Genomic DNA, 20,378 nt, shown 5'->3' on the forward strand with positions numbered 1-20,378 from the left:
ATAGGTGTTGTAAACGTCAAGCGCCTGGGTGGCAACCTCGTTGACCAGCTGCGCCTGCTGCAGGCGACGCTGCTCTTTCTCTTTGTCGAAAATTGGGCTGATGCTGCCGTCGTTGGCATGCTCCGTGTCGCGGCTCAGGCCGGACAGCTCCTGCTGCTGGGCATCCCGGTTGCGGATAATGATATTTCCGTCGCTGACCGCCGCTTTTGTGCTGCCCTCAGCGTGCCCGCTTCCGCCTGCAGCGCTGATGGGCAGCGCGCCGACATTGCTTAACAGATTCGAACTAATAGGGCCGCCGGTGTTGAAGCCCGCGCTCTGATGTTCGGATTTGTAGTCTGCCTGATTCTGTATATCGCTCCAGCCCAGGGTGCCGGTATCCAGAATGTTGCGGTCTTTATCTGCCGTGCTGGCAATGACCGCCCCGTCAAGCTGCGTGTGGTTCCCCACAGTTATCTGATAGCCACCTTTACCAGCAAACAGTCCCGTCTGCTCTTTCACCGAGTCGAAATTGCTGTGGATTTTATCTTTGGATACGTTGACGTTCGCCGAACCGGTCATGGAGCCAAACGTAAAGCTGCCGCCCGCGCTGGTGCTCTGCTGTTTTGAGTCATAGCGGTCACTGTCCTGCTCACTGGCAAGCGTCAGGTTCCGTCCGACGTCCGCTTTAATGGTTTCCCCGTTAACCTGAGCACCTTTCAAAGTGGTATCGCGGCCACTGATTAAATTGATCCCGCCACCTGCATCCAGCGTGGTTTCGTTATGCGTCAGCGAGTTACCATTTTCACGGCCCTTGCTGCTGTTGACGCTGGCAGAGACGGTAATACCATAGCCGCCAGATCCGACACCGATGCCGATGCCGACCGATCCGCCTTTGCTGCTGTTTTTATTGTCGGTCTGTTGCGTATTCTGCGACGACAGCAGGTTGATATCACGGGCCGCATCTAGCGTCATCTCCCCGCCTGCTTTCATCTGAGTACCGGCAAGCGTAATGTCACCGCTCTGTTCGCCTTTGTTTTTACCGGTCGCCGTGATGGACAGATTTCTGCCAGCATTGAGTGTGCTTCCCTGCGCCTGACTGCTCTGGCTGTGAGATTCGCTTTTCGATGACTGGCTACCGTATGAAAGCGTAATGCCGACAGTGTTTGTCGCGCCCTGAGCCGCCTCGTCGGATTTAGGATCGATGCCTGCTGCGGCTTTTTTGGCGTTTGCCGCCTCGGTAAGGGCACTGTCATTCTCATAAGCCGCTGCGCCCTGTGCGCCGTTCAGCGCAGCTTTGGTTCCCTGCAGCGCACGGAGTCGACCGTCGCCCTCTTTCCTTGCCTGTTGTGCCACGCTGACGGCCGTGTTCAGCGCGCTACCCACCGTACCCGACAGCGCCAGCGTAAAGCCACTCTGCTTAGACTCAAATGTTTCCGTGCGATTATTGCGGTCGAAACCAGAGTCAATATCCACGCTGTCGCCGCTCAGGTTAAGATCTTTACCGGCTATAAGATCGGCACCGCCGATATGCAGTTTATTACCTGCTGTGATATTAACGTTCCCCTGGCTGCTGCCGATGGTGCTGAAGCTCTGGCTCTGAACGATCTCGTCTTCATTAACCTCATGACGCGTGGACTGTTTGCCGACCGTAAAGCCAATTCCCCCGCTGCCCATCAGGCCGCTCTTTTTCTTTTCTTCCAGAAGATAGTGATAACCGGTTTCGGTGGCGGCAGAAATATCGACATTGTTTCCTGCCTGCAAATCCACATTTTGATCGGCTGCAATAGCCGATCCACTTACAGTGAGATCGTTTCCGGCAACAACACTTACGCTACTCCCGCTTAACAGCGTTCCTTTTTCACGTGTGACACGATCGTCCTGCACGGTATGGCTGCTTTTCTTACTCAGGAAACCTTTCTTCTGAGAGCGCTCATCCAGATATTCCGATTCCCGTTCTGTCGCACTGTTAAGCGTAACGTCATTTTTGGCCTGAAGTGCGATAGCGCCCTGCTCGCTGTGCAAGGTACTGCCCGTGACCGTGATATCACCCGTGCGAGCAATCGTTGTAATGCCGTCCTGCGCACTGAGCGTACTGCCAATGGCCTCTTCTTTAGAAGAATCCTCAATACGGATATGATTCTTGTCACGCGACTGCTCATTATCAAAAGCATGTGTTGAGCGTCGTGCCTCTTTTATCGTGACATTTTCAGCACCAATGCCAATGGCCCCTGCTTTACTGTCAATCTGCGCACCTTCAGCAAGCATGTCCTTGCCAGCAATGATCGTCACGCCTTTATCGCCACCCAGCGTACTGAGGAGCAGTTGATCTTCTTCACGGCTGTTGCTGACAGAAGAAGTCCGGCTGTTCGCTTCGACATGCGTGCTGTTAGTGGTTTTATCCGCTAATAAACGGATATTGCCGCCAGCCTGAAGCGCTGTTTGTCCGCCCGCCTGTGCCTGACTGCCCTGCAGCGTAATGTCGTTACCGGCTTTCATCACCAGATTGCCGCCCGCTTTCAGCTCACTGCCCTGGGCAAGCTGCCATTCACCGCTAACCTGCGCCATGCGCTGGCCAGCCTCTTCCATCCCGGCACTGCTTCGGTTTCCCATGGCCCCCGAGATCACCTCAACATTCGCTTTATAGCTCTGTTTTGCAGCGCTGATCTCAAGATTGTCACGGGCGCTAAGCGCCAGGTTATCCGTTGCGCTCAGCTTCGCGCCCTGCAGACGAATGTCATTGCCGCTGAGGCTGATATCGCCCGCACTCATGCTCGCCTGCCGTAAGGCATCCTGCAGATTGGTGCTCATGCTCAGGCTGTCAGCATGTACGTTGATGCTGTCTGCTTTGATATCACCACTCTGATGAGAAAACGCTGAGGCATCAATGCTCAGGGCCTTATCTGCCAGCAGATTACCGGCGTTGGTTACGCTGTTAGCAGAGAGCTGTAGATCGCCCCCCGCGATGAGTGCGCCGTCGTCAGTCAGGCGCAGCGTGGACTGGGCCAGATAGACTTTCGGCACCCAGACGGTCTGCGGGCCGTTTTCGGTATTAACCGTTTCGCTCACCAGCCAGACAATATCCTGCTGTAATGAGGCGATCTGTTCCGGTGTTAACGCCACGCCGGGCACCAGACGGAAATCCTGCGCCACTTTCACACCGTTATTCATCAGCGCCTGGTACTGGGCCATTGCATCTTCACCGTGCACCGACTGACGTCCGGTCAGGCTCAGCACCTGATCTCGTACCAGTCTCTGCTCATAAAACCCGTCACCCAGACGCTTATGCACGGACGCCGGGTCATAACCCACGCGCGAAAGAAGATAATCGCTGCTGATAAACTGGGTACGGCTGGTAAAGCGCGCGTCGGTCACCACCAGATAAGGACTACCGCTGGCCGGAAACTGGCGGAACAAGCCGTTATTGGGAATGCTCGTCGCCACGCTTGCCAGATGCTGTCTGGCCGTGAAGGCCAGTTCCGCCGGAAGCAACGGGCGTCCAAGTGAGGAAGGCTGGCCTGCGGTGATCTGACCAGCAGGTAACAGTTGGGTATCCGCATGTTGTCCGCTTGCGCCACTCACGTTAAACGCCAGTGGATTACGCTCCCATTCTGCGCGCTCGGCATCCACGGCCTTAAGCGCCGCCTCAACACTGCTGATTTGCGCCTGATTGACGGTGGTATTTGAGATGTTCGTTCCTGTGATGCTCACTCTGCCATTGCCAGAGATAATGCCATCAATGGTTTGTAGCGCCGTGGTGCCATCGTAATGTGACGTGGGATACCAGTGGCTCTCATCTCTGTCGTAATGATCAACGATGGTTTCAATACGATGTTCATTAACCGAATACCCTCGGTTATCGACGTTTCCGCCACCGTCAATACCCAGATTGCCATTTGCCGTGATGACGCTCGCATCGTTGAGCAACTGACCGGTAACATGCAGGGCCATATTGCCGCCGGCCAACATACGTGCCCCTGTACCTTCAGATAAGAGGCGGTCACGCGTCAGTGATCCAGTCACTGTACGCTCACGTAAATTGTTATAATCGTTAACGTTAGGTGCCGCGTAGATATCGATGTGTTTTGTCGGGTCCCACTGTTCTAGACGACCTTGGTCAACTTCACGCCACACCGTGTTCTGATATGGCGTTGGCACATAATTTTGTCTGAAACCTCGTGTGGCATAAAAAGTCATGGCATAACTGCCATCAGCATTTGGCGTCAGGGCCAGATAGTTGACCCACAAGTCTGTGAGCTGCCCTCTTGCGTCCTTCACTCGTACCTGAGCACGGCTACTACTCGCATCAATGGCCATAATGGTGCCGTAAATATTGCTGCTCGCCGCTGATTCATTTTGGAAAGTTAAGGACGTTTTAACGGGTGCCATCGTATTTTTATCATTATTTACAGGCGAGTCATAGGAGCGCCAGTAATAGTTATAACGATGCCATTTGTACGATTCAGACTCTGCATCACGGGCAATATTTAACCCGATGCGCTGATTGATTAAATGCTGTGCGTTTACCGTGAGATCGCCGCTTGCCTCAATGGCGCTTGCCCGGTTTTCAATAAGGTCGTTACTGCCCAGTTGCATATTTCCGCTGCTGAACAGAAGTGCGCCATCGCGGTTAGTCAGCCGCTCGTTGCCACGCAGGTTTAGCGACTGCGTCGCTGCAATAACGCCACCCGCCCCGTAGTTATCAATAACGCGCGCGTTGACGGTGATAGTGTCGCCCATCACCGCGGTTGGGTTGTCCAGCGTGTCGACGTTAAGCGTCATCGTGTCGGCTTCGACCCGGCCACGGTTGGTAAACTGCCCAGTGGTGATTTGCATGATTTTACTGACCAGCGTACCCGGGTTAGTAAAATGCGTGCTGGTAAGATTCAGATTACCGGGCAGCAGCCAGTCATTCAGGTTAGTAAACACGCCCGCGACTGACATTGTCAGCGTGCCATTACTGGTTAAAATATCACCGGCACGTTGAACGTAATCCTGCTGCACGCTCAACGTCAGGTCTTGCTGGCTTTGAAGTTTACCGCTCTGGTTATCCAGCGTACGGGCATTCACGGTCATCGTTGCGCCGCTCTGCATCACGCCGTTCTGATTTAATACAGCCAGTGAAGGCGCAGTAAAAGCGAGCCGGGCAAAACGCGCATTACTGCCATTATTAATATTGAGTGGTCCATTTGCTACAAGGCTTCCCTGGCGATTATCCAGCAGCGACAGCCCTGCCAGCGTCATGGCTCCTGCACTCTGCAGACGGCCGGTGCTGTTATTCACCTCGCTGGCGGTGATGCCCGTGCGCGAAGTGCCCAGAATCAGGCCGCCATCATGGTTATCCAGTTTGCTGCTCTGTACATCCAGTGCTCCCTGGCTGCTGATCGTTCCCCGGCTGGCATTGTTTACCTGCGCCGCATTGATGACCTGATTTTGGGTCGAAACTAACTGCCCCGCCTGGTTATTGACCACATTACTGTTCAGCGTCAGAGCACGGCCGCTATGAATTTTTCCCTGTTGATTATTCAGCGTATCGATACGGTAAATGCCGGTTCCCTGGCTTATCAGGGTGCCCGAAGCGTTATCAAGTTGCGCGGCGTTGACACCAAGATCGTCAAGGCTACTGATTGTGCCCTGTTGATTATTGATGTGGTTTGCGCTGACCTGCTGGACACCATTGCTGCGTAACGTGCCACCCTGGTTGCTTAGCTCGCCTGTTACATTGAGAGTTAACTGCTGCTGGCTGGCAATGGACCCTGCATCGTTTTGCAACGATTGTGCAGCGAGCGTCAGGCTTTCTTCGCTCTGAACTTTGCCCTGCTGATTACTCAGCTTGTCGCTGAACAGAAGATGAAGCTGTTTCTGGCTATACAGTAGGCCATTCTGGGTATTGTCCAGCATCTGTGCCGCCAGGTTTAGCACCTCTCCCGCCAGCCACTGACCACCCGTATTATCAATGGCGCCCGTCGTTGCGCCGTTATCATCCCCGCGTGCGTCCAGCTGCGTTTGAGCGCTGATTTTACCGGTACGGTTGTTGATCCCCTGCGTGACTCTCATCGTTAACGCGGAAGCAGACTGCACCAGCCCCTGCTGGTTATTCAACGCAGCCGCGTTAAGCCATGCCGATTGTTCGCTTTGTACACTGCCTAGCGTATTAGCGAAATGACCTGTGGTGGCGCGCCATTCTCCCTGGCTTCCCATCCAGCCTTGCTCGTTGGCAATATTACCAGCCGTCAGCTTCTGGGATAGCTGGCTGAAAATACGGCCGTTGCTGTTGTCCAACTGACCACTGAGCTGCATCTCCAGACTGCCAAGAGAATTGATCTTGCCGTGTGCATTGGTGAGACTGCCTGCGTGCAGCACCGTTTGACCACCGCCTGTCAGCTGACCGTCCTGATTATCAAGATCGGCCGCCAAATCGAATGAAAGGGCATCCTGTCCCAGCACAATGCCCTGCTGGCGGTTAGTCAGCCGGCCTCCCGTTACGGACAGGCTGTTCCCACTCTGCAGCGAACCGTTATCGTTATTGAATACGCTGTTGGTTGTGCCACGCCACGTCAGGTCTTTCTGTGCTGTCAGCTTACCGCCCTGGTTGATGACATCGCCGGCACTGTCAAACTGCAGCAGCCCACCAGACTGAAGCCTGCCGCCTGTGTTATCAAAATCATGCGCAGCGGCGATAACAGCCTTACCGCCTTGTGCTATGCCCTGCTGATTTTTCCAGTTGCCCTGGGTACTGGCATTAAGTGTCTCACCCGCTTCAAGCAAACCGAGCGTATTATCCAGAGCCTGCTGTGCCCGCACGTTCAGGCCGTTATCAGCAATGATTTTCCCTTGCGTATTATCGAGTTGACTGACGGTGAGATCGATGTTGGCCGCGCTGACGCCGCCGTTGAGATTGTTTAGCACGCCCTCGGTGGACAGGTTCAACGTCTGGCCGGCTGCCAGCAGTCCCTGGGCGTTATCGAGTCCGTTTTTGGCATCAAGTACCACCGACTGCCCGCCGATGACTTTACCTTTATTGTTAGCGAGGTTCTGTACACCTATCTCCAGCGCGCTGCCGCTGATTTCACCTGCACCGTTATTCACGTCACCGCTCGCTTTAAGCATGAGCAGATCGCCAGACAGCAGCTTGCCTTGCGTGTTATTGAGGTTACCCGCTGAAAGCCTTAACTGTGTTTCGCTCTGTACCGTGCCGCCCTGGTTGTTCCAGTTCCCCTCAGTATGAACGTCTGCATTCTGCCCGGCGGCGATAAGGCCCTGGTGATTGTCCAGACTCTGCTGTGCGTCAAGCGCCAGGCCTTGCTGACTCACGATCTTACCTTGCACGTTATCAAGCTGTTGGGCGGTAATTTTTACTGCCTCACCATTGAGTACACCGGCATGGTTAACCAGCGTCTCCGCCTGCAGCGTGACGTTATTGCCCGCCAGGAGCTTGCCTTCGGTATTATCGAGCTCGTGTTTAGCATCGACCTGCAGAGAGAGCATGCTTTTTACCGAACCGCCCAGGTTTGTCAGGCTTCCGGTGCTTAACGACAGATTCCCGTTAGCGCCCAGTTCGCCCGACCGGTTATCGGTCAGCCCTGTCACATGCCACTGTTGATCGCTTCCATCAAGAGCGACCAGTCTGCCGTTCTGGTTAGTTAGCGCCCCGGCCTCCAGGCTAAGGTGCTGCGCCTCTATTGAACCACCGGTATTATCAAGCTGATTTTGCAGCGTAAAACGGTTATCTCCAGAGCCAGTCTGCGACCAGACTGCCTGCTGATTAAACAGGTTATCGGCATTAACATCCCAGTTGCCAGCCTTGATCTCTGCTTGTCGGGCATCAATATCGCCCGTACTGCTAATGTGCAGTTTCTGGCTGTCGATCTTAGTTTTCGTTAAGCCAACCCCTTCTTTCTGGGCGGTGACTGTTGCCTGTTTCGCAGCAAGCTGTCCTTCACTGAGATCAACGCGTTTCCCTGACAGGGCGACATTTTTTTTGCTCAGCAGGCTGCCTGTTGAACGAACGGTTCCCTGGCTGCTCAGGGTGAGATCGGCTTCACGGTTGAGCGTACTGTTCACATCACTGCCCGCCAGCAGATGACCGCTGTTTTCAATTCCGCCAGCTGCGGTTAGCTGAACATCGCCAGCAGCAGCCATCGTCCCAGACTGCTTAATCTCACCTGTGCGGCTCTGCACGTTAAGTGTGCCACCGCTGTAAAGTTTGCCCGCATGTTCGATATTGTCTTTGGCGGTCAGGGTGACGGACTCACCCGCCTGGGTCACAGACTCTTGCTTGCCCGGCTGCCACACCAGACGGCCTTCGCTACTGACAGTAAGGGTTTTTCCGGCCTGTAACTGCCCACCCTGATTACGCACACCGACCCCGGCTTCGGTGCCGATCATACGAATCTGGCCGCTGTACATTCCCCCCATATCGCCCATGTCTATTGCTAGCTCAGGCTTCCCCCCCTCCTGACTGGAGGAAGGCGTCACGGTGTTGCCATCCGCACTGACAGTATTTTTTCCCGCAACGACGTTGATCTTCTCTTTCGCCCAAACGCCCGCATTCACCTCCACGGCACGCGCAAGCACATCAACATATTCGGTGTCATGCCGCGAGTCGCCATTCAGGCCACCGCCTTCAATGCGCACGACGCCGCGCTCAACCTGATAACCCGCGATACTGCCGTCGGCATTCAACTGCGGTTTACCTGTGGTGAGCGTCATCCTGCCTGCGTTAATGGTTCCACAGCCATCACAAACAATCCCTGATGGATTGGCGACAATAACCTGCGCACGACCACCAGCCACCTCCATATAGCCCCGAAGCTGGCTGGGGTTAGTGCTGTTTACTTCGTTGAGAATGACCCGGGCGGGCGCACCATTAGGGTTGATATTGGGATTGCCCTGAATCATGCCCGCCATTTGCGTAGAGGTCATGACTGCAGAGTTATTGAGAATGGCGCCTTTTTGATCAACGTCGAACTGGCTGTACTGGTTATGAGAAACCCCCGCCTGATTTGGCGCGGTGATATTAACCTGCGGCAGGCCATTTTGCGTATTAATCACCTCAGGGCGCAAGCCTGTTGCGGCACTGCCGTCCGCGACAATGCCTTCAGCGAGCGCCTGGCCGTTAAACAGCACCAGGCTCATTAACCATCCTAAACGACGCATTGTTACCCAGACGCGCGCGGCTCCCGTTCCACGCGTCTGGCCCGGTTCATTACTGCAACTTCGGGCCAGTTCAGACACAACCCGCAACTCGCCGTGAGTACGACTGAAAATAAGGCGATAACAATGTTTGTTCATATTATTTGGCTTCTCAAATCCATGAGGTTTGGATCGGGGTCATTACAGTGCAAGGCATCATATTTCGACGTTGATGCTAAATCCTGCCGTCGCGCCGGAGGTATGGAAATTATCAGGTTTCATTAGCGGAACGCCGGCAAAAAGGTCATAGCTGACACGCTTAATAACAGCGCCTCTGATGCCCACTGCAGCACCTGCCAGTTGATGCCCGACCAGGTAACGTGTGCCCGGCCCATCGACGCGACCATAATCCGCCGCAAGATAAAATTCATGACCACTGGCAAAAACGTTCCATCCCATCTCATTTCGCCAGATAAAGCCTTTTTCCCCCGACAGCATTTGCTCGCCGTCAAAGCCGCGAACCGAATAACGTCCGGCGATCGCCAGTCTCTCCTGCGGCGTCAGTGCACTGCTACTCCATTGACCACGCACCGAGGTGTAATAGCGTAGCGGCTGATCTAGCACCGAGAAGGGTTGGTTAAGGCCAATATCACCGAATAACATTCCCGCACGCGCGCTACCGCTTTGGGTAGACTCTTCCGGTGCGGGTGTCGCCCCCCAGGCACCGGTGCCGTGCCGCCAGTTGATATTGCCATCCAGCGTGGCGCTGCCCAGATAACTGCGCTGGTTTAATCCCAGTTCCCACCCTGCTGTTCGCCGCCGCTGTTGGTCAATGTCAATATCATTCACGGCGTTTGAAGACCGACGGCGATAGGTGCGCACATTGAGCGTGGTTTTGTTGGACTGATCGCGATAAAGCAGCCTTGAGACCGTTAGTACGACGTTTTCGCTTTTACCGTCATAGCTCAGGACTTCGTTCGCATTAGGGATATTCTGGTGATAGGTGTAATCGTTGTAATTTGCAGAGAACGCCCAGTAACCGACAGGAAAAAAGTAATTCACCGCATGGGAACGGTTACCAAACGGCCCCTGCTCAAACATATTTTTTCCGATACTGGCATAGAACAGGTCGTTCTGGGCCAAAGGCGAATCTACGGCCAGGGTAGCCGTCCCCAGATAACGTCCGGTGCTTTCAGATCCGCTGTCATCAAGCCCGATGTTTAATCGGACAGGACGTGATTCCTGCCAGTTCACCACGAGATCACTGGTGGATTCCTGCTCGCCGGGGACAATTTTTATATCCGCTGTCGCACTGGGAATCCGTTTGAAATTTTCGAGGCCCTGCTCAACATCACGCAGATTCAGGATGTCACCGCGAGAGGCAGGCACTGCATTCCACAACCGGCCACGCCAGGATACGTCCTTGTCGAAACGAACGTGTGCCACTCTGCCGGGTTGAATCGTGAGTGTCAGTGTACCTTTAGTCAGATCCTGCTCCTGAGCCATGACGCGTGTGGTGACATAGCCTTTAGCCAGGATTACATTTTGGACTTTTTTGATGACCAGCATAATGCCTTGCCCACCCAGGCAACGCCCCTGGGCGTCGGCTACGGCATTCAGCGCCCACTGAAATTGTTGTGACGCCTCACCTTGTAGCGCAATGGTGTTGATGACAAAGCAGGGTTTTTCATCAGATGGGTAATCCGGCAGAGCCATGTCAGGACGTTCAAGGCTAACATCTGCGCGTGGTGCATTTTGTTCACGCAAGACACGCTCACGTTCCTGCTGGCGCTGTTGCTCATTTGCGTCAATGCCAGTGGACGCATTTAAGGCGTCGCCATCCGCGGCGCAAACCTGCAAAGGTAAAAATGCTACCGTCAAAAAAAACGATGCAAGCACACCGCCCGGAAAACCCCGGGCAATGAGAAAAGTCCCTTTAAAGTTAACTTTCATTATATAAATCGTAATTAGATGTAACAAATGCGCGCATTATTCATGCCGAACCACAAAAAAACAACCCCTGACTTAAGAGTTACTGATGGGTAGAAATGAGTCGAGCAACCGACTTAGCAACGCAAAGCAAAAGACGGTGACAAGATCTCAAACACAATCAAAAATAAAAATAAAAGCTTATTTTACAATAAATTGCATTAAATTCACTTACAGGTCGTGGACGGGTAGTAGAGCGATAACAAGGATTGATACGTGAAGTTACTTATCGGTTTTGCCCCCCATTGCCAGCGTTTTCCTGAAAAAAACAGAAGGAAATCCTGCACTAACACTGATTAGTCGAAGATAAAAAATGATAAACGATGTCAGGAATCTGATACATCAATAACTCTGTATTCAGTTACAGAAATAGTTAAAATTAAAGCTTTCACTTCGCGCCACCAGACAATAAAAAATTATTATTCTTGACGCGAAAAATATCAGCACCAGAAAAAACCTGACATAAAAAACCAATATAATTTGACTAATTTATTCAAGACCTCATGAAGTCACTTTATAATGCATCGCCCCTGGCTGTTTAGATGAAAGCGTTCCCTTTTTTATAATTTTTTTCCGACTGGCTTAATAAAACGTAGCTGATTGGCACGGAATGCGTGTGTAGTAATCTGTTCTTATCATCGGAGATGAGTCATATTTACCGGGAATGGTCATGCATAGCGGATATCTTGCGATAGTATCAGAATCAAATTCTGACAGGTCACATTATATTCTTGTTCATGATCGGTATAGCAAGCGTATACAGGCAATCACATTAAAGAGACAGTGCCAGGACGACACACGTTAAACAACGTGAATGCCGTGCGAAAAGACTCGCTGTGGTTACCGTCAGTCAATCCTGGTCACAATATAAAAGCATGATCTGTTCCTTTTACTGATGAGATGATCAATAAAAAAAAGATTTTAAAAGCACCGACGACATTTATATCGCGCCTATGTACGCAAAAAAATGTAGCCATTTAATGAATGTCACAGCAGTATTTTCTATGTCTTTATTAACAGTATGTACTTTTTTACCCGCCAGCCCTATGATTTGGCTGTGTCACCTGGACACGGTGGAGGTCGATATGAGAAATTTCGGTTTCGTCGTTCTTGGTCTGGTGGGTTTCTCTGCATTCAGCGTTGCGTTTTGCACACTTTGTTTAACCACTGCCGGTGTGTTGCATTAATCGCGTCTGAATTCCTCGACATGGCCCTTTGTGGCCATTTTTGTTTTCACTGCATCAAACGTAAGTTCTGCTATTTTGCTTTCTCCGCTTCATAAAAACGGCATACTGCACAGCCCGACTTTGCAGGGCACTACGCAGCGGCACTGAAGCGGTAAAACCCAATACTGTTTTTTTACGTCCGAAAGCGGCTGATTATGCTTGCAACCTTTGCCGCACGAGTTCCTTCTGCTAACGTTGTTATGATAACGACACTTTCGGACAAGGTAAGCTATGAATCAGTATGACAATCTCTGGAATGCTATTGAGACGCGCGTCAAGCAGAACAACGATGCCACGACGCTGGATATGGGCAATTCCGAAAATGTTTTTGTTAATCAGATCAGGCAACGTACGGCTCAAATATTCATTCTTGAAATCATTCTGGACAAACACCGCAAACAATTTGGTACGCGCTATTTTCCTTTATCAGGAGAGGAGGCGCTTTATCACCTGATCTTTACGCGTACAAACTGGCTACCTGCTCAAATCAGAACGCTGTCACTTTCCGATGCGCTATTTGTTATTGCCGAACTTTTCCGAGATGGTAACCTTCAGGAAGGCGTCAAAAACTTCCTTGGCACCCAAGGACTGCGCAATGTTTCCCATTCAGTTGATGAATTCTCGGACAGAGACTGGGCGCCAAAGGAAAATGAAGTTCATCTTTCACTCCCCTGAATGACGATAGCGTCAGTGTGGAATATTAACAGCGCCTGCAGGATGAACGCAGGCGCGTTAAGTCCGTAATATTTCGGTTTACCTGTTCAGTCGGTAAAGCTGGTAGTTTTCTTCATTATCCGCAGGCCTCTCCCCCTGCCAGACCAATGTTCCGTCGACATACTCTTCAGGATGCTTTTTATCATGCTGCACCAGCAGCCAGTGACAACGATAAGCACCTCTGTGCTTCCCTTCTCGTAAGGTTATCAGCCCGTCATAATATTCCAGTAAAGCTCGCTGCGGCTCGCCAAGGTGCTTGCTTGCCACACACTCGTCCTTCGGTAACCAGGTCCGCAACGGGATAAACACATCAGAATAGCGCTTAGTGTAATCCAGGTACGGCATGCCCAATGTCATGGCTAAAACCCAGCACAGCGTGATGCAGCTGGTAAAAACAGCTAAGGGACATTGCCGACAGGTGCGGTTAAGCAACACCAGCCCACTGAGCATCAGCGTTGCCAGTAATGCCACGATAAGCATCACCGGAGAGAGCTGCGGCGTGAAGCCAGGTGCGCCGTGCAAGACCCATTTGTTCCACAACGGTGCAGGCCAGCCAGTCATCAGGATGATCCCTGCCCCCCACATGACCGCAGGGAGCAGGCAGAATAGTCCAAGTGCCCAGGGGCGTAACTTTTCTGTCCAGGTGCTTTTCTGCTGGCAGGCTCCAACGGCCAGTATGGCCAGCGGCAGAAGCAGCGGCATGGCGTAAAGCTCACGCGCATCGGAAGCGACTGACAACGTAACGAAACCGGCAGAAAAAAACGTTACCAGCACCTTAGCAGGGGCACTAATGCCGGTTTTCCATGTGCGCCAGAGCCACCATGAAGCCATCGGCAATGCAGGAAAGGCATACCAGGGAAGCAGTTTGAAGTAAAAAAAGTGTTTCGCTTTGGGGCCAAGTTTAGCGGTGCCATCGAAACGACCAACGTTATTCACCAGCAGCCAGGTTGAAAACAGTTTTTCTGAACGCATCCAGAGCGCATATAACCACGGTGCAACCAGCGGGCAAAAGACCAGCACCGCGATGGCACAAAATATGGCATAGCGTCTGCTACGACATTCTGCATTCAGCAAAGGTAGCGCCAGTGCTGTCAGCCCAAGAATGCCGGGGCCGAGAAGCCCTTTAGACAGGAACATGATGGCTGCGCCAACGCCCAGTATCGTTCCACCCAACATGTGGCGGCGAATTCCCAAAACGAAACCGTAAATGCCAATTGCACCGCCTGCCAGCAAAGCAGTGTCCGTAATCATCTGGTGAGCCCGGACAGGAAAACCGACACAGGCAAACAGAATAAGCACCGCCCAGCGGCCCGCTCCCCTGCCAAAGAGCTCCCGGGACGTCAGCGCGATGGCGTAACAGGTGATTAAGATAAACAGGCCCGTTGTCAGACGCGCTGCATCCGGTTCGCCCAGTAGTGGACTAAACAGCCGGAGGAAGAGCGAGGCCACAATAAAATAGAGCGGCGGCTTTTCCATAAAGGGTTCGCCCGCCAGCGTAGGTACTACCCAGTCACCGGTTTGGGCAATATGACGGATTAGCCCAAAGGTATAAGCCTCATCCGGCTTCCACGGCTCATGACCCACAAGCCCCGGTAGTAACCAGCAGGTGAAAATAATGATGCATAATAACAGTGAAATTTGCTGTGAGACTGGCAAAAAAGACCGGACATGACAGGCGTGAGTGTCACTTGTGTGCGTTGCTGCCAGCGGTAAAAACGCCTCTGGACCTGCTGCCCGCGTGACAGGAAAGACACTCTGGTAGTTTCTGGTATTCACGATTGGCTCGCCTGCCCTGTCTGCTTTTTAAATTCTGAAATTGGTTTTGTCAGCTACGGCGTTTTCCCGGCAATTTTTCAACATATTGATTCCTGATGTCTTACCCATCACCATCACGCCGCTATTGGCTTCTGCCAACTCTATTTTCCTCATCCCTTGCCATGACACGTTATGTTGAAACCGTGTTGGCAGACATGACAGATCACAGTGAGTAAGCCTTTAAACGCTTGACATTTAATAAGATAAAGAAGATGGGATAAACGATGACTCAACATCTTCTGTAAAGAAGATCGTTTCTCATTTTACTGATTGAAGACGTTAATTTTCTGAACGAGTGGGGATTTGATGTGTTGCCTGTCGGACCGAGCCACACAATTTTTGTGCTGATATCCAACAATCTGATGCAGAAGCGTTAAAACGGCGATGAACAGACATCGCTTTATTACAGGTCTGCATTAATACCTGAAACATTCTTGAAATAGTGTCCGCCTCGCTCAGCTTGTTCAGGCAAAATAATAAGCAGACATTCTTCAAGAAGTCCCACCCAAACAGCCTTGGGCATGACCCCTTCACAATGGGGTTCCCATGCTGAGTCAGTCCTTGCCATTAAACAATTCTGCTTGATTGTTTTTTTTCATCAGAGAGTGGTTGCCTTGTCGCTCAGAATAGATAAGATCGGCAGACTTCAAACGGTGGTGATGATGATAAAGCTCTTCTCAAAATACTTCTCTGTTGGCATTCTCAACACATTGATTCACTGGGGCGTATTCTCGATCCTGTATGCAACAGGCTCCTCACAAACCCTCTCTAACTTTGGGGCTTTTTGTGTCGCGGTGACATTCTCATTTTTCGTTAATGCAAAGTGGACATTCAATGCAGAAGCATCAACGATTCGTTACATGATATACGTGCTATTTATGGGTTCTATCGCCTCTCTGGTGGGATGGATTTCAGATAAAAGCATGCTTCAGCCCCTTTACACACTGATAATCTTCTCTTTAATCAGTCTCATTTGCGGCTTTTTATACTCAAAATACATCGTTTTCAGAGATGCAAGATGAAAATATCGTTGGTTGTTCCTGTTTTCAATGAAGAAGACGCTATCCCAGTATTTTATAAAACAGTCCGTGAGTTCGAGGCATTAAAACATCACGAGATTGAAATAGTTTTCATCAATGACGGTAGTAAAGATGCAACAGAATCTATCATCAATGCGCTTTCGGTTTCGGACCCTCTGGTCGTGCCGCTCTCCCTTACACGGAACTTCGGTAAAGAGCCGGCACTTTTCGCGGGTTTAGAGCACGCCAGTGGTGATGCGGTTATCCCTATTGATGTCGATTTACAAGATCCGATTGAGGTCATCCCCTTACTGATTGAGAGATGGCAGGCGGGTGCGGATATTGTGCTGGCTAAGCGAGCCGATCGATCCACTGACGGCCGGCTAAAGAGAAAGACCGCAGAGTGGTTTTACACATTACACAACAAAATCAGTAACCCGAAAATTGAAGAAAACGTGGGTGACTTTCGCCTAATGTCGCGGGATGTTGTTGAAAACATAAAAAAAATGCCAGAAAGGAACCTCTTTATGAAGGGTATCCTTTCATGGGTAGGCGGCAAAACGGATGTTATTGAATACGTCAGAGCCATCCGTGTTGCTGGCACGTCAAAGTTCAATAGCTGGAAACTTTGGAATCTGGCGCTTGAAGGAATAACCAGTTTTTCAACGTTTCCACTACGTATGTGGACATATATAGGCTTAATCGTGGCTGGCTTGTCGTTTCTGTATGGCGCATGGATGATCGTCGACAAAATCTGGTTTGGCAACAGCGTTCCCGGTTATCCTTCGCTTTTGGTCTCGATACTTTTTCTTGGCGGCGTACAGCTGATTGGTATTGGCGTTCTTGGTGAGTATATTGGAAGGATATACATAGAGAGTAAGAATCGCCCGCGTTACATAATAAAAAAGTGAGATGGAATTTCTAATGATGTGCAAAAATGATAAAAAAACACTCGCCCTTTACTCAGGTTTGACGTTGTTATTCATCTATCCTCTGATTCAGGCGGGTGTTTTTTACAGGGATGATTTAGACAGAGCCATCACAGGGCAATATGGCTGGCGTGGGCTAGGCCGGCCAATGGCCGATATACTTATGAAAGTATTGTCCGCCAGCGGTCACTATAATCTTGATCTGTTCCCCTATACGATGATTGTGTCATGTCTTTTCATCGGTGCCGCTTCATTTATGCTGAGCAAGCATTTGCTGAACATGGGCGTACCTAATGAAAAGTGGCTCGCTGCCCTGCTGATTTTTAATCCCTATTTTTTGCAGAACATTGCCTACAGGTACGATTCTTTAGGCATGGCCATTGCCTATTTTCTTGCCGTCGTTGCTTACACTTACAGCAACAGAAGCTCAATCCGTCAATACTCAGTTAAAATCATAGCGGGCGTTTTATCACTGACTCTCTATCAGCCCTGTGCAAACATATTCATTGCCTTACTTGCCGTTGATATTATGCTTCTGGCTGTAAAAAGCGAAGTAACTGTAAGCCGGTTGTCCAGAATAATAATTAATAAAGCATCATTATTTGTTGGTTTCTTCCTGGTTTATATGCTTTTCTTTGCATCTAAACGAAATTCCCGCGCAGAGCTTATCAAACCCAATAAAGAGGGCCTCACGCATCTTTCAAACACTATCGATGCTCTAAAAGAATTATTGCTCTCCTACTTTTATGGCCCGGTTTATATTTACTTCCTCGTTCCTGTTGCAATCGCATTTTTACTGATGCTATATAAATTCCGTCAGCAAACAAGCAAGATACCTGCTTTGTTTATTTATTGCGCAGTTGCATTCTTTATCTTTCTTGTATCGCTTATGGGACCAACCATTTTACTTCAGGATGCCCCCGTCGCCCCACGCGCCATCGTCTCTTTTTCTGCTATTCTGATCTTGATCGCGATTCCTCTTGTGGTTTTTGCACCCCGATTTAAATATCTCACGCTCATTCCTGTTATTACTGCCATTGCATTTAGCGCTCAATTGAGTAGTGCGCTTAAATCACAGTGGGAATATGAGGATTTTGTATTTAATATGGTCGCTCGCGACATTATCAATATTAAAAATATCCAGTCAGTGGGTACAGTAGGACAGGTAAATATTGATGAGCGTGCAAAATTATTGATGGAAAATAAACCGTTGATTGGATATTTTCTTAGCCCCGCCTCTCAGTTTTTAGCTTCCTTCCAAATGATTAACAAAGGGCTTACGCAAACCACTCATGGTTATGTCAATGAAGTCGATAATATCAGGTTGCTGCAAACAATGGTCCAAAAAGGAATAAATCCGATTGTTTCTAATTCGGCGTACTCTGTTTATGTAGAAAACGGAACGGCTATTGTTAAGCTGGGTGGCATTGCTAAGTAATTTTGGTGATTTAAACCCCATGACGAAGCAGTCGTGGGGAAGGATAAAGCGATTTCATGCTGTGTTCACATTGGGTAAAGGGTACCAGTCAGCTTTCGCTTATCAACCTTATCTCTCTTATCTCGCTTATCTCGCGGCCAACACTCTACAGGGCATGCTAGAGCGTAACAGTATCTCTCTTTTCAGTGACTCTCGCTGAGGCGTTAGTTCTTTTAATACGATCATAACCCCTCTACCTGCCCATCCCTTTCCCTTTTTAGATTTAACAAGCAAAGGCACGGCAAGCCAAAACCCAGGGCTGATGGCCTTTCTGGCTTTTATCCACAAGCAACCTGTCGAAATCCCTTACTTTAATATAAAAGGACTTAAGTTTTTTAAATGGGCACAATGAAAGCATCAGTGATGAGCGCTCTGTATAACCTTTTAGTTAATATAGAGCGCATTACTTCAGTTAAATTCTACTGACAAACTAATTCTGCCACTTTTCAATGATCACATTCACTGTGCCGGAGTTATCTGAGCGCTGCCAGTCCTGTAAATACAGATCAAACCCACCGCCTTGTGGAAACGCATGGATGAGCGATGAGGCCTGGAGCCCGTCATCATTTAAACCATAAAAGCTTACAGCAGCGGTTTTATCTGTCGTGGTGGTACGATCATAAACCATTAATGCGGCAGATTTAGAACGTGTATTCCCTGACTGACCAGTGGCATAATCTACTCCTGCTGAAGCGGGATCAATACGGAAGCGATAAACGCCTGAAGCCACATTAGTTTCATTATAAGCACTCCCTCCGGGAATTGTGTTATTTAGCCCGTCTAACGTAACAGTCTTATAAGACTGCCAGTCTGCCATGGCTGAAAAAGATGCTATTAAAGAAACTGCTACGATCGAGGCTTTTACTGTTTTCAACATAATTTAATTTCCCTAAGTAAGTTAACCAGCCTCTTATATATATCTATATCTGATTCAGCTGTTAAGGTCATAAACTTTACTGGTCAATGACACAACAAGATCGCCTCTGTGGACTCACTAGCAAAAATTGTGAATTTAATTTAAGCGGGACGGTAAGGGATACGTCTGGTGTCATGATCTGAGGCAGATATATGCGAGCGGGTTCATTCAGGCCGGGGTTCGGCAGTCGGCTTTGGAGGAGATGGGCGGATGGGAAAGCATTGAAATAGTACAGCGTTATGCTCACCTTACACCCAGCCACTTAACTGATAACTGAGCACGCAAGACAAATTGACGCGATTTTTGGCAGTAGTGTCCCAAATCTGTCCCACATAGGAAACTGGCTTAATAAAAAAGGAGGTAAGTCATTGAAATGTATTGGCCCCTACAGGATTCAAATTAACACCCTAACCTTTTGACTAAAAACCACAAAATCGTGTTCGAAAAAATTTATACCAACAATTATACCAACATATCGTCTTGCGTGGCTTTGCTGGTTGGATCTACTTAGTAGCCTTTAGACAGGGCAGATGATCTTTAACTGTTAACTTCCACGCAACCAACAAGCCGAAGTAGCTAACTCCTCAGTTCGGTCTGAAACTGAAGAGTTCAGAACGTTAATGGTCGCTACTAACACTGAGCGACCAAATCTTCACTCAGATTTTAGGAAGACGTCCTTAACAACGATAAGTCCATTTCGTCATGGATTCGTTTTGCAATACTGGTTATTGATTGTGCAAAGCTACCTTCACCACGTTCAAGCAACAATGCCCAGGCATCTGATTCCAGATTCCAATTGCGTGGGACATTCATGCCAGCATCAACATAGCACCACCAGGGCCACCATCCTTCGCTTTCGATTTTTGCATCGATTTCAGGAAAAACATGCCTCATCGCTTGAGCGACTGCAGGAAAATAATCATTGTGCAACTTCTCGTGTGGCTCGATAGTTGAGCAGATCCCGTAAGCCAGATTGCGGTAATCGCTGGTTTCAAACTCCCAGCATAATTTAAAATCATCACCTTCTTTAAATAGCACTGAGAACGTTGCGTATTTACTTCCGGTACGCAACTCATCATTCATATCAACCTTGAATCCCAATGGCTGAATCGCCACGGATTTAACAGACATCTCAGAGTCATTTAAGATGGCTTAAAGAGAGGTGCCCATGAGCGGTAAGCG

Annotated in this window: 9 protein-coding genes and 1 pseudogene; 5 read left to right on the forward strand and 5 right to left on the reverse strand. The window is 49.9% G+C overall.

Annotated features, from left to right (window positions below; all coding sequences use genetic code 11):
- Together NR177_RS23540 and NR177_RS23545 are read right to left on the reverse strand one after the other, a co-directional pair.
- Window positions 1-9,270, reverse strand: a 9,270-nt coding sequence (locus NR177_RS23540) for a hemagglutinin repeat-containing protein (RefSeq protein ID WP_256853782.1), incomplete at its 3' end; no start/stop codon positions are given.
- 57 nt (window positions 9,271-9,327) lie between these two features.
- Window positions 9,328-11,064, reverse strand: a complete 1,737-nt coding sequence (locus NR177_RS23545; protein ID WP_256853783.1) for a ShlB/FhaC/HecB family hemolysin secretion/activation protein — start codon at window positions 11,062-11,064, stop codon at window positions 9,328-9,330.
- A 1,493-nt stretch (window positions 11,065-12,557) separates the two neighbouring features.
- On the opposite strand from NR177_RS23545, the gene NR177_RS23550 reads away from it, so the two are divergent.
- Complete coding sequence (locus tag NR177_RS23550; protein ID WP_063878706.1) at window positions 12,558-13,001, forward strand: hypothetical protein; 444 nt, start codon at window positions 12,558-12,560, stop codon at window positions 12,999-13,001.
- A 78-nt stretch (window positions 13,002-13,079) separates the two neighbouring features.
- On the opposite strand, the gene NR177_RS23555 is transcribed toward NR177_RS23550, so the two are convergent.
- Complete coding sequence (locus NR177_RS23555; protein WP_256853784.1) at window positions 13,080-14,624, reverse strand: glycosyltransferase family 39 protein; 1,545 nt, start codon at window positions 14,622-14,624, stop codon at window positions 13,080-13,082.
- 893 nt (window positions 14,625-15,517) lie between these two features.
- Here NR177_RS23555 and NR177_RS23560 point away from each other — a divergent pair.
- Genes NR177_RS23560 through NR177_RS23570 form a run of 3 tightly spaced genes read left to right on the forward strand, consistent with a single transcriptional unit; the run spans window position 15,518 to window position 18,241 of the window.
- Entirely contained in the window at window positions 15,518-15,877 is a 360-nt protein-coding gene (locus NR177_RS23560; RefSeq protein WP_256853788.1) for a GtrA family protein, read from the forward strand.
- Window positions 15,874-16,785, forward strand: coding sequence for a glycosyltransferase family 2 protein (locus NR177_RS23565; RefSeq protein WP_256853785.1), 912 nt, complete (start codon window positions 15,874-15,876; stop codon window positions 16,783-16,785). The genes NR177_RS23560 and NR177_RS23565 overlap by 4 nt, the downstream gene beginning before the upstream one ends.
- A gap of 13 nt (window positions 16,786-16,798) precedes the next feature.
- Window positions 16,799-18,241, forward strand: a complete 1,443-nt coding sequence (locus NR177_RS23570) for a glucosyltransferase domain-containing protein (protein ID WP_256853786.1) — start codon at window positions 16,799-16,801, stop codon at window positions 18,239-18,241.
- Window positions 18,242-18,710: 469 nt separating this feature from the next.
- Here NR177_RS23570 and NR177_RS23575 read toward each other — a convergent pair whose 3' ends face one another.
- A complete protein-coding gene (locus NR177_RS23575; RefSeq protein WP_241567225.1) occupies window positions 18,711-19,157 on the reverse strand; it encodes a hypothetical protein in 447 nt (148 codons plus the stop codon).
- A gap of 172 nt (window positions 19,158-19,329) precedes the next feature.
- On the opposite strand from NR177_RS23575, the pseudogene NR177_RS23580 reads away from it, so the two are divergent.
- Window positions 19,330-19,615, forward strand: a pseudogene (locus NR177_RS23580) (tyrosine-type recombinase/integrase); the annotation flags it as partial.
- 244 nt (window positions 19,616-19,859) lie between these two features.
- Here NR177_RS23580 and NR177_RS23585 read toward each other — a convergent pair.
- On the reverse strand, window positions 19,860-20,327 hold the full coding sequence (locus NR177_RS23585; protein ID WP_256853787.1) for a hypothetical protein: 468 nt from the start codon (window positions 20,325-20,327) through the stop codon (window positions 19,860-19,862).
- Between the last annotated feature and the right edge of the window lie 51 nt (window positions 20,328-20,378).

Source organism: Pantoea sp. Fr+CA_20, assembly GCF_024520835.1.
Lineage (GTDB): Bacteria > Pseudomonadota > Gammaproteobacteria > Enterobacterales > Enterobacteriaceae > Pantoea > Pantoea allii.